Annotated in this window: 10 protein-coding genes; 3 read left to right on the top strand and 7 right to left on the bottom strand. The window is 68.9% G+C overall.

Annotated features, from left to right (window positions below; genetic code table 11):
- Positions 1-22 precede the first annotated feature (22 nt).
- The 3 genes from dsrO to CEY09_RS10115 are packed head-to-tail and all read left to right on the top strand — an operon-like array spanning position 23 to position 5090.
- Positions 23-784 carry a sulfate reduction electron transfer complex DsrMKJOP subunit DsrO gene (gene dsrO / locus CEY09_RS10125; RefSeq protein ID WP_088588527.1) on the top strand — a complete coding sequence of 254 codons (762 nt, stop codon included), beginning with the start codon at positions 23-25 and terminating at the stop codon, positions 782-784.
- Between the two features lie 19 nt (positions 785-803).
- Complete coding sequence (nrfD, locus tag CEY09_RS10120) at positions 804-1838, top strand: NrfD/PsrC family molybdoenzyme membrane anchor subunit (RefSeq protein ID WP_088588526.1); 1035 nt, start codon at positions 804-806, stop codon at positions 1836-1838.
- A gap of 54 nt (positions 1839-1892) precedes the next feature.
- Positions 1893-5090 carry a tetrathionate reductase subunit A gene (locus CEY09_RS10115; protein WP_088588558.1) on the top strand — a complete coding sequence of 1066 codons (3198 nt, stop codon included), beginning with the start codon at positions 1893-1895 and terminating at the stop codon, positions 5088-5090.
- 26 nt (positions 5091-5116) lie between these two features.
- Here the strand turns inward: CEY09_RS10115 and ccmI are convergent, their stop codons facing one another.
- From ccmI to ccmC, 7 genes are read right to left on the bottom strand one after another with little or no spacing between them, the layout of a single operon-like run.
- Entirely contained in the window at positions 5117-6442 is a 1326-nt protein-coding gene (gene ccmI, locus CEY09_RS10110) for a c-type cytochrome biogenesis protein CcmI (protein WP_088588525.1), read from the bottom strand.
- Positions 6439-6915 (bottom strand): cytochrome c-type biogenesis protein, encoded by a 477-nt coding sequence (locus CEY09_RS10105; RefSeq protein WP_088588524.1) that lies wholly within the window; start codon positions 6913-6915, stop codon positions 6439-6441. The genes ccmI and CEY09_RS10105 overlap by 4 nt, the downstream gene beginning before the upstream one ends.
- 2 nt (positions 6916-6917) lie before the next feature.
- Complete coding sequence (locus CEY09_RS10100) at positions 6918-7439, bottom strand: DsbE family thiol:disulfide interchange protein (protein ID WP_088588523.1); 522 nt, start codon at positions 7437-7439, stop codon at positions 6918-6920.
- On the bottom strand, positions 7439-9448 hold the full coding sequence (locus tag CEY09_RS10095) for a heme lyase CcmF/NrfE family subunit (RefSeq protein ID WP_088588522.1): 2010 nt from the start codon (positions 9446-9448) through the stop codon (positions 7439-7441). The genes CEY09_RS10100 and CEY09_RS10095 overlap by 1 nt, the downstream gene beginning before the upstream one ends.
- Positions 9445-9906: a cytochrome c maturation protein CcmE gene (ccmE, locus tag CEY09_RS10090; RefSeq protein ID WP_088588521.1), complete on the bottom strand. Its 462-nt coding sequence runs from the start codon at positions 9904-9906 to the stop codon at positions 9445-9447. The genes CEY09_RS10095 and ccmE overlap by 4 nt, the downstream gene beginning before the upstream one ends.
- Positions 9903-10067, bottom strand: a complete 165-nt coding sequence (ccmD, locus tag CEY09_RS10085; protein WP_006224205.1) for a heme exporter protein CcmD — start codon at positions 10065-10067, stop codon at positions 9903-9905. The genes ccmE and ccmD overlap by 4 nt, the downstream gene beginning before the upstream one ends.
- Entirely contained in the window at positions 10064-10855 is a 792-nt protein-coding gene (gene ccmC / locus CEY09_RS10080; protein WP_088588520.1) for a heme ABC transporter permease CcmC, read from the bottom strand. The genes ccmD and ccmC overlap by 4 nt, the downstream gene beginning before the upstream one ends.
- Positions 10856-10863: the final 8 nt, after the last annotated feature.

Below are 10863 nucleotides of genomic sequence, written 5' to 3'. Positions count from 1 at the left end.
AACCGCCCCGGAGCCCCAAGCAATGCCCCCCTCACCAGAACCCCCCCTACCCAGTAAACGCGGCTTCCTGAAAGGACTCCTCGGCCTGAGCGCCGCCGCCACCATCATCCCCATCCACGCCGAAGCCACGGGCCTGAACGGCCAACCTCCGCGTCGCCCCGGCATCCCCGGCAAGCGCTACGGCATGGTCGTCGACATGCGCAAATGCATCGGCTGCCAGTCCTGTACGGTCAGCTGTTCCATGGAAAACCTGCCCCCCATCGGGCAATTCCGCACCACCGTCCTGCAATACGAAGTCACCCCCGACGACGGCGGCCCCTGCGCCATGGTCATGTTGCCCCGCCTCTGCAACCACTGCGACAACCCGCCCTGCGTCCCCGTTTGCCCCGTGCAAGCCACCTTCCAGCGGGAAGACGGCATCGTGCTGGTCGACAACGAACGCTGCGTCGGCTGCGCCTACTGCGTGCAAGCCTGTCCCTACGACGCCCGGTTCATCAACCACGAAACGCAAACGGCCGACAAATGCACGTTTTGCGAACACCGCCTGGAAGCCGGCCTGCTGCCGGCCTGCGTGGAAAGCTGCGTCGGCGGTGCGCGCGTCATCGGCGACATGAACGACCCCGAGAGCGCCATCTCCAAACTGCTCGTCGAACACAAGGCGGACATCAAGGTCTTGAAGCCCGAAATGAAGACCGACCCCCACGTCTATTACATCGGCCTGCCCGACGCGTTCGTGCACCAGGTCGACGGCCAGGCCGGCGTGCGCCTGGCTGGCGGACATTGAGCCATCACAGGGGACTTTCATGCAGATCTCGGAATTGCTCACACCGGTCTATGACGCCGCTTGGTTGCCTTGGGCCGTGCAGTATTTCTTTCTTATCGGCATCAGCGCCACCACCGCGCTGACCGCCGCCTTCGCCGCTTTCGGCCCGGCCGGATCGTCGGCGCGCCGGCTGCTGCCGGCAGCCGCGACCGTGCTGCTGGTGACCGCCGTCGCCGCGCCGGTGTCATTGCTGGCCGACTTGCACCAGCCAGGCAGGTTCTGGCACTTCTACGCGCATTTCACGCCATGGTCGTGGATGTGGCTGGGCGCCTTGCTGCTGCCCGTGTTCGTGGGCCTGGCCGTGCTGTTTTGCGCCGCGTGGTGGTGGGGCCGCATCGCCTGGGTGCGCCTTCTGGGCGTGGCCCTGGCGCTGTCGGCGGTATCGATCCTTGTCTACACCGGCGCCGAAGTCATGGTGCTGCGTTCGCGGCCTCTGTGGCACACCGTGTTCCTGCCTGTGAACTTCGCCTTGACGGCCTGGCTGGGGGCGCTGGGTGCCATGTTCCTGGTGGGCCGCTGGCTGCCCGGCGGCATGAAGGCCTTGCCGGTGGGCATGCTGCGCCAGCTGAGCTTGGCCGCCGTCGTGCTGATGGCCTTGGGCGCCGGCGCCTGGGCCGTGCTGGGCACGCTGGGCGTGGATCCGTCGTTCGACGCGGCCCTGCGGCTGTTCGCCGAATTCCCGATCTGGCGCATCAGCCTGGCGGGCGCCGTCATCACGGCCTTCTGCATGATTGCACTGCTGCAGCGCCCGGCCCAGGCGCTGGCCGCTCCGCTGCCGTCGGCCACCCTGGCGCTGACCATGCTGGCGGCCGCGTGGATCTTCCGCTGGGTGGTGTTCATGAGCGTGCAGGGCGTGCCCAAGTATGGCGCGGGCCTCTACCTGTACGACATGCCCTGGGGCAGCGACGGCCTGCTGGGCATGGTCGGGGTACTGGGCCTGTGCGTGGCGCTGGTCACCGCAGTGACCTGGGCCCTGGAGCGGTTCCCGGCGCACGCGCGCGGCATGGCGGCCTGAGTGGCCTAAGCGGCAAAATCGGCCGCAAGACGAAAGCACATGGAAGACAAAGCAATGGACAAGCAACACGAAGACGACAAGCCTGGCGCGGCCGACGCGCCGGACAATGCGCTGCGGGACGCGGCGCGGCGCAAGCTGATGGTGCGCGGCGGCATGGTCGCCGGCGGCATGGCGGCCTTTGCGGCCGGCTATGGCGAAACCGTCACCCGCGCGGTCAAGGGCCTGGCGCACGGCACGGCCGGCGTTCCCACCGCCCATGCCGTGCGCGGCAATTCGCTGACGGCGGAGTTCCGCATCGACCCGCTGACTGGCGTGTTGTCTGCCCAGCCGGGCCAGACGGTCAGCCCGTCCAGCTGCCTGGGCTGCTGGACCCAGTGTGGCGTGCGCCTGCGCGTGGACACCAAGGAAAACCGCATCCTGCGCGTGGCGGGCAACCCCTACCACCCGCTGGCCACCACGCGCCCCGCCGCGATGGAAACGCCCGTGCGCGAGGTCTATGCGCAATTGGGCGGCGAGAACGGCCTGGAAGGCCGCGCCACGTCCTGCGCCCGAGGCTCGGCCATGCTGGAACAGATGAACAGTCCGTTCCGCGTGCTGCAACCGATGAAGCGCGTGGGCGGGCGGGGCGAAGGCAAGTGGCAGACCATCTCGTTCGAGCAACTCGTGCAGGAAGTGTGCGAAGGCGGCGACCTCTTCGGCGAAGGCCATGTGGAAGGCCTGCGCGCCATTTTCGACCGCGACACGCTGCTGGACCCCGACAATCCGGAGTACGGCGCCAAGGTCAACCAATTCCTCTTCACCGACGCCTCCAACGAAGGCCGCACGCCCCTGATCCAGCGCTTTGCCGCGCAGTCCTTCGGCACGGTCAACTTCAGCAACCATGGCTCGTACTGCGGCCAGAGCTTCCGCGTGGGTGCGGGCGCCGCCTTGGGCGACTTGAAGGGCATGCCGCACGGCAAGCCGGATTGGGACAACGCGCGCTTTGGTCTGTTCATCGGCGCCGCGCCGGCGCAAGCGGGCAACCCCTTTCAGCGCCAGGCCCGGCAATTGGCCGAAGCGCGGGTGCGGCCGGAGGAAGACAGCTTCACCTATGTGGTCGTGTCGCCCATGTTGCCCGCGTCCTCCAGCCTGTCGGCAGGCTCCGGCAACGAGTGGGTGCCGGTGAATCCCGCCAGCGACCTGGCATTGGCGATGGGCCTGATCCGCTGGATCCTGGACAACGAACGCTTCGATGCCCGCATGTTGGCGCAACCCGGCCCCAACGCCATGAAGGCGGCTGACGAAGCCGCCTGGACCAACGCCACGCATCTGGTGGTGGCTGAACCCGGCCACCCGCGGCTGGGCAGTTTCGTGCGCGGCGCAGACCTGGGCTGGCCGCGGCCGGCCGACGCCGACGAAAAGTGGGAAGACGTCTATGCGGTGCGCCTGGAAGACGGCACGCTGGCGCCGCACACGACTGCGTCGTCGGCCACGTTGTTCGTCGATGAGCGCATCGCCGTGCCGGGTATGGCAGGCGGCGCGGAAACGGTGCGCGTCTGCTCGTCCCTGGCCTTGCTGCGCGAGGAATCGCACCGCAAGTCGCTGGACGAATACGCTGGACTGTGCGGCGTGCCGGCCGACAAGATCGCCTCGCTGGCCAAGCGCTTCACCAGCTACGGCAAGCGCGCCGTGGCCGACGCGCATGGCGGCACGATGAGCGGCGCGGGTTTCTACACGGCTTACGCCATTGCCATGCTCAACACGCTGGTGGGCAACCTGAACGTGGACGGCGGCCTGGTGCTGGATGCCGGTCCGTTCCCGCCTTACGGCCCCGGCCCGCGCTACAACATCGCCGGCTTCGCCAACCGCGCCACGCCCAAGGGCGTGGCCTTGTCGCGCAACCGCTACCCGTATGAGAAGTCCAGCGAATTCAAGCGTAAGAAGGCGGCGGGGCAGCCGGCGTATCCGGCGTCCGCGCCCTGGTATCCGGCCACGGGAGGCCTCAGCTCCGAAATGCTGGCGTCCGCTTTGGCGGGGTATCCGTACCGCGCCAAGGTCTGGTTCAACCACATGAGCAACCCGATTTACGGCATCGCGGGTTTGAAGGGCGTGATCATCGACAAGATGAAGGACCCGCGCATCCTGCCGCTGTCGGTCTCGATCAACCCGTTCATCAACGAAACCAACGCGCTGGCCGACTACATCGTGCCGGACACGGTCACGTACGAAAGCTGGGGCGTGTCGGCGCCCTGGGCCGACGTGGTTGCCAAGGCTTCCACCGTGCGCTGGCCGGCCGTGCAACCGCGCGTGGCACGCACCGCCACCAACGAGCCGGTCTGCCTGGAAACCTTCCTGATTGCCTGCGCCAAGCGACTGGGCATGCCGGGCTTTGGCCAGAACGCGATCTCTGACAAGGACGGCGCCAAGTACGCGCTGGACACGCCCGAGGACTTCTTTCTGCGCGGCATGGCCAACATCGCGTTCTCGGCCGGCCGCGCCGTGCCCGAGGCCAGCGACGACGACATGGCGCTGACCGGGGTGGACCGCTATCGCAGCCTGTTGCAGCACAAGCTCAAGCCTGGCGAATGGCGGCAGGTCGCCATGCTGATGAGCCGGGGCGGCCGCTTCGACAAGATGGAAGATGCCTGGGTCGACAAGGGCCAGAACCGCCAGACCCGCCAGGCTTACGCCAAGCCGCTGCAGGTCTGGAGCGAGGAACTCGCGGGTTTTCGCCATGCGATGACCGGCGAACGCTACAGCGGCTGTCCGACCTGGTATCCCGCGCGCCTGGCCGATGGCCGCGACGTGCGCACGGAGTACCCGGCGCAGCAATGGCCCTTCCTGCTCAGTTCGTTCAAATCGAACCTGATGAGCTCCATGTCGATCGGCGTGAACCGTCTGCGCCAGGTGCATCCGCACAACCCGGTGTCGATCAACCGGCAGGACGGCGAACGCCTGGGGCTGCGCAACGGCGACCCCGTGCGCATCGTGACGCCCGGCGGCGCCGTAACCGGGCTGGCCTTGCTGCGCGACGGCATCCAGCCGGGCGCGGTCGGCATCGAGCACGGCTATGGCCACACCGAGTTGGGCGCACGCGCCCACGTGGTCGACGGCAAACCCATGCCGCACGATCCCGCACTGGCGGCAGGGGTCAACCTGAACGACCTGGGGTTCGGCGATGCCACGCGAGGTGAACACGCCAACGTCTGGATCGACTGGGTGTCTGGCGCGGCCGTGCGCCAGGGCCTGCCGGCGCGGATCGAGCGCGCCTAGGCCGGCGTGGCCGATGCCCAGGCGTGCTAGCGCACGACGGTGTCGGCCACCAGTTCCAGGCCGTCCGCGCGGACGGCCACATCGGGCAGCACGCCGCTCAGGTCGCCAGGCCGGGCGGCGGCCGTGCCGGAACGACTGATGCGGATCTCCACCTGTACGCGGGTCGCGCGCGACAGCGTGGCGTCCGGCGACATGGCGCTGCTGTCATCCAGCACAAACGCGCGCGGCAGGTCCGAAACGCGCAGCTGTAGAATCGCCAGCGGCATGCGCGACCCTTCGACGGGCCGCGCCAGGATGAATACGGTATCGCTGGGCTGGACCTGGCTGCGCAAGGCGTCCGCGATGCGGGCTTGCCCGCTGATGCGGGCAGCCGTGGCATCGCCGGCGGGCGGTGCCGCGGGCGGTGCAACCGGCGCGGCCTGCCGCGTGGCACCCGCCGTGGCACCCCCCGTCGCATTCATCGGGGCGGTCTCCGTGGTGTTACGCGCGGATGGCGCGCCGTTTGCCATCGCGCGGGCCTGGGCGATATTGGACTGGATCTGCCGCGCGGCTTCGGAGTCTGGCGGCAGCAGGGCTTGCAGCCGTTCCCAATGGGCCAGCGCCTCGGCGGCGTCGCCGCGCCGCAACGCCATCATGCCCGCCAGCGCCAAGGCCTTGGGCTGATCCGGCTGCGTGGCCAGCGACTGCGCCACGGCCGCGACCGCATTGGCGTCCGGCACCCCCTGATTGGCCGACAGCAGGGCGTCGGCCAGGTCAGCCAGCACGGCGGGCTGGCCGGGAACCAGGCGCAACACCTGCTGGTAAGCAGCGACCGCATCGGTGTAGCGGCCCAGCGTTTCATAAGAGCGCGCCAGCGTGTACCAGCCGTCCGCATCGTCGGGCGCGTTGCGCAGCCGCTGCGCCAGCGCATTGATGGCCAATGCCATGTCGTCGCCCGTGTCGTCTGAGTGCGGTTCGACGGCGCTTGCCATGACCGACACGTCTGCCGCTGCGCGGGGATTGCCCAGCTTGCCGTAGAGCAGCACGGCGGCTACGGGGATCAGCACGCTAAGCAGGCAGGCAGTCGCCACACCCGCGCGTTGGCCACGCACCGGCGCGGCCTGTCTCTGGCGTTGGGCCAGGTCTTGCAGCAGGTCGCGCTGCAACTCGTCTTCCGCGCGCGCCAGGCCATCGGCGGTGAGGGTGCCGTTCTGCCTGTCGCGCCGCAATTGTTCGAGCTGGGCCAGGTAGAACGCGCGCACATTGGCGTCGGAGGCGGTGTCAACGGGCGGCGCGCGGCGTACCAGCGGCGGGATCAGGCACAGCAGCGTCGCCAACAGCAGCAACAGGACGGCGAGCCAGAGGGTTGTCATGAACCGGTATCCAGAAAGCGGGCGGCACGCGCGCGTTCGTCGGCCGTCAGGGGCGCGCGGGCGCCCGACCGGCGTTTCAGCGTACGCATCAATACCCAGAAGCCCAGCGCCAGCAACGCGAACGGCCCCAGCCACAGCAGCCAGGTGATGGGTTTGAACGGCGGGTCGTAGCGGACGAAATCGCCGTAGCGGTCTTCGAAGAAGCGCATGATCTGCGCGTCGCTGCGGCCCTCGGCCAGTTGGGCATGGATCAGGTTGCGCATGTCGTGGGCGAGCGGCGCATTGGAGTCCGCCAGCGTCTGGTTCTGGCAGACCAGGCAGCGCAGGCCGTGGGCCAGCTTGTCGGCGCGTTGCTGGTCGGCGGAAGACAACGCGGGCAGGGCATGCGGCGCTTGCGCGGCGGACGCCGGCGCCGCTGCCAGGCTCAGCGCCAATGCCAGCACCAGCGACGCGGCGGCAAGCTGGCCGGGCATTCTCATCGCAACCCCTCGATCAATGGCTGGATGCGGTCGCGCCAGATGTCGGGCGTGATCAGGCCTAGCTGTTTGTAGCGGATGCGCCCGGCGCCGTCGATCACGAAGGTTTCGGGCACGCCATAGACCCCGTATTCGATACCGACCCGGCCGTCGGTGTCACTGGCGGATGCAACGTAGGGGTTGCCGTTGCGGGCCAGCCAGGCCAGCGCGTCTTCGGGCTTGTCCTTGTAGTTCAACCCATAGAGCGGAATGCCGTGGCGCTGGGCGGCTTCGCGCAGCACCGGCAGCTCTTCGCGGCAGGGGCCGCACCACGACGCCCACACGTTCAGCAGCCAGACCTGGCCGCGCAACGATTGCACGTCCAATTGCTGGCCGGGCGCTTGCAGCAGCGGCAGGCTGATCGCCGGGGCGGGCTTGTCGATCATGGCCGACGGCACCGCGCGCGGATCGCGCGACAGGCCCATCGCCAGGAAGACGGCCATCGCCATGAAGACGCCTAACGGCAGCAGGTAGCGCAGCATCAGTACCCCTCCCGCGCCGGACGGGGGGCGGGGGCCGCTTCGCCCTCGGGGCGGCGCGCCGATGCTTCCTGGGCGCGTCGGTAGCGCTTGTCGCCTGCGGCCAGCAGGCCGCCCAGCGCCATCAGCAGGCAGCCGGTCCAGATCCAGGTCATGAAGGGCTTGACCTGGATGCGTACCGTCCACGCGCCATCGCCCACGGGCTCGCCCAACGCCACGAACAGGTCGCGGCTAAAGCCGCTGTCGATGTCGGCCTGGCTCAGCGCCATGTCCTGCACGGTGTACAGGCGCTTTTCGGGATACAGCGTCACCACCGGCTTGCCGTTGCGCGTGACGGGAAATACCGCGCGTTGCGCGCTGTAGTTCGGCCCGACGGCGGGCGCCAGGCTGGCGAAGGTGAACTGGTAGCCGCCGGCTTCCTGCGTGGCGCCCAGTTCCATGCGCAATTCGTGCTTGACCTCGTAGCCGTTGGCCAAGGTGACGCCGGCGATGAAAATGCCCACGCCCGCGTGCGCCAGCAACATGCCGTACCAGGCGCGCGGCTGGCGGCCCAGGCGACGCAGCCAATGGCCGTCGCCGTCCGTCAGGCGCTGCCAGGCGTGCGCCGCGGCGCTGGCAACCGACCAGCCCGCCAGCCACAGGCCCAGCATGATGATGGGCGAGCCCAGCCGCAGCGGGCCCGGCATCGCCAGCGGCAGCAGCACGGCGGTTGCCACGCTGACGCCGAATGCCACGCGCAGCCGTCGGCCCAGGTCGGGTATGCCGGCCTGTTTCCAGCGGGCCATGGGCCCCACGCCCATCAGGAAGATGGCCGGCGTCATCAGCGGCACGAAGACGGCTTCGAAGTAGGGCGGGCCGATGGATATCTTGCCCCAGTCCAGCACGTCCAGCACTACCGGATACAGCGTGCCCAGCAGCACCGAGCCGGCCGCCACGGTCAGGACCACGTTGTTCGACAGTAGCAGCGATTCCCGCGACAGCAGCGAAAAGCCGCCGCCCAGCCCGACCGTCGGCGCGCGCCAGGCGTACAGCATCAGCGAACCGCCTACGATCACGGTCATGAAGGCCAGGATATACAGTCCGCGGCCCGGATCCACCGCGAAGGCGTGGACGGAGGTCAGCACGCCGGAACGGACCAGGAATGTTCCCAGGATGCTGAGCGAAAACGTGCAGATCGCCAGCAGCACCGTCCAGCTGCGGAAGGCCCCCCTGCGCTCGGTGACGATCAGCGAGTGGATCAGGGCCGTGCCTGCCAGCCAGGGCATGAACGAGGCGTTCTCCACCGGGTCCCAGAACCACCAGCCGCCCCAGCCCAGCACGTAGTAGGCCCAGGCGCTGCCCAGCAGGATGCCGATGGTCAGGAAGGTCCAGGCGGCCAGCGTCCAGGGGCGCACCCAACGCGCCCATAGCGCATCCAGTTCGCCCGACAGCAAGGCGGCGATGGCGAAGGCGAAGGCAACGGAAAACCCCACATAGCCCATGTACAGCATGGGCGGGTGCACGATCATGCCGGGGTCCTGCAGCAGCGGGTTCAGGTCGCGCCCGGCCATGGCTGGCGGCATCAGTCGTTCGAAAGGGTTGGACAGGAACAGCAGGAACAGCAGGAAGCCCACGCTGATCCAGCCCATCACGGCCAGCACGCGGGCGGCGAAAGCCAGGGGCAGGCGGCGGCTGAACACGGCGACGGCGAGCGTCCAGGCGGTCAGCAGCAGCAACCACAGCAGCAGCGACCCCTCGTGTCCGCCCCAGACGGCCGCGAAGCGGTAGGCGGCAGGCAGGTCGGCGTGGGAATTGCCTGCCACATACAGCACCGAGAAATCGTTGTGCACGAACGACCAGGCCAGGCAGCCGAAGGCCAGCACGGTCAGGCAGAACTGGCCCACGGCGGCGGGCCGCGCCACGCGCAGTCCGGCCTGCCAGCCGGTGGCGGCGCCGATCAGCGGCAGGGTGGCTTGCGCCAACGCCGTCAGCAGCGCCAGGATCAGGCTGAACAGGCCGATCTCGGGGATCATCGGGGCTGCTCCCGCATCGCGTTGGCAGCCGTGGCTTGTCCGGCGCGCTTGATCGCATCGGCCGCTTCGGGCGGCATGTAGTTCTCGTCATGCTTGGCCAGCACTTCCGTGGCGCGGAACACGCCGTCGGCGTCCAGCTTGCCCGCCACCACCACGCCCTTGCCCTCGCGGAACAGGTCGGGCAGCAGGCCTTGATAGGTCACGGGCACGGTATGCGCGGTGTCGGTCACGATGAACCGCAGGGTCAGGCCGTCGGCCTCGCGGCGCACCGAGCCTTGCTCCACCAGCCCGCCCACGCGAAAGCTCCCGGTCCGTGGGGCTTCTTTCGCCACCACCTGCGTGGGGCTGAAGAAGAACACCAGGTTCGATTGCAGCGCATTGAGTACCAGCGCGGTGGCGATGGCCAGCAGCCCCAGGCCGCCCGCGATGGCGAACATGCGGCGCTTGCGCGGCGTCATGGTCGTCCCTCGCCAGCTTGCCTGCGTGCGGCCTGGCGCCGGGCGCGCGCGCGGCGCCACAGCACAAGGGCCTCTGCACCCATCAGCGCCAGGGTGACGCCGTAGGCGCCCAGGATGTAAGGGCTGTGGCCTTGCAGCGAGAACAGCGCGTCCCAGCTCATGGGGCCTCCGGGGCGGGGCGGCCGGCGCGCGCCGCGCCGGGTTCGCGTTCGGCGATGATGCCGCGCACCCGCGCCAGCGCCACGGCCGCGCTGTACAGCCAGAAGGCCGCCACCATCAGCAGCATGGCGGCGACCATGATGCGCGCCATGCTCGGGGCGGACGTCAGGTTGATGGATGCGCCCTGATGCAGCGTGCTCCACCAGCGCACCGAGAAATAGATGATGGGCACGTTGACGACGCCGGCCAGCAGCAGGATGGCGCCGCCGCGGTCGGCGCGGCGCGTGTCGTCGCTCGCCGCCTGCAAGGCCATGAAGCCCAGGTACAGGAATAGCAGGATCAGTTCCGAGGTCAGCCGCGCATCCCAGACCCACCACGCGCCCCAGGTGGGCTTGCCCCACAACGCGCCGGTCCATAACGTCAGGAAGGTGAAGAGCGCGCCGGTGGGCGCCAGCGCCCGCATCATCATGAACGACAGGCGCGTGTTGTAGATCAAGCCCAGCGCGGCATACCCCGCCATCACCAGGTACAGGAACATCGACATCCACGCCGCCGCCACGTGGATGAACAGGATGCGGTAGACCTCGCCCTGCTGGCTGTCCGTGGGCGCGACGGCCAGGCCCACATACAGGCCGGCGCAGGCGAAGAGGGCGGCCGCCAGCGCCAGCACCGGAATCAGGCGGCCAGCCAGCGGATAGAACACCGCGGGCGAGGCATAGCGCAGCCAGCCGGCGCCAGGGGCGGCGGGCGCGGGGGAGTAGGGCGAATCGAAGGCGGGTTGCTTGTGCATGGGGCCTC

Source organism: Achromobacter marplatensis (assembly GCF_002209535.1).
GTDB lineage: Bacteria > Pseudomonadota > Gammaproteobacteria > Burkholderiales > Burkholderiaceae_B > Achromobacter > Achromobacter marplatensis.
Note: the sequence above shows the minus strand (reverse complement) of the source record. Positions and strands in the feature narration are given on the sequence as shown.

Coding starts and splice junctions, on each gene's coding strand:
- ccmI (WP_088588525.1), bottom strand. CDS start 6,442: ATGACAACCCTCTGGCTCGCCGTCCTGTTGCTGCTGTTGGCGACGCTG.
- CEY09_RS10105 (WP_088588524.1), bottom strand. CDS start 6,915: ATGCCCGGCCAGCTTGCCGCCGCGTCGCTGGTGCTGGCATTGGCGCTG.
- CEY09_RS10095 (WP_088588522.1), bottom strand. CDS start 9,448: ATGATCCCCGAGATCGGCCTGTTCAGCCTGATCCTGGCGCTGCTGACG.
- CEY09_RS10100 (WP_088588523.1), bottom strand. CDS start 7,439: ATGCTGCGCTACCTGCTGCCGTTAGGCGTCTTCATGGCGATGGCCGTC.
- CEY09_RS10115 (WP_088588558.1), top strand. CDS start 1,893: ATGGACAAGCAACACGAAGACGACAAGCCTGGCGCGGCCGACGCGCCG.
- ccmD (WP_006224205.1), bottom strand. CDS start 10,067: ATGAGCTGGGACGCGCTGTTCTCGCTGCAAGGCCACAGCCCTTACATC.
- ccmC (WP_088588520.1), bottom strand. CDS start 10,855: ATGCACAAGCAACCCGCCTTCGATTCGCCCTACTCCCCCGCGCCCGCC.
- nrfD (WP_088588526.1), top strand. CDS start 804: ATGCAGATCTCGGAATTGCTCACACCGGTCTATGACGCCGCTTGGTTG.
- dsrO (WP_088588527.1), top strand. CDS start 23: ATGCCCCCCTCACCAGAACCCCCCCTACCCAGTAAACGCGGCTTCCTG.
- ccmE (WP_088588521.1), bottom strand. CDS start 9,906: ATGACGCCGCGCAAGCGCCGCATGTTCGCCATCGCGGGCGGCCTGGGG.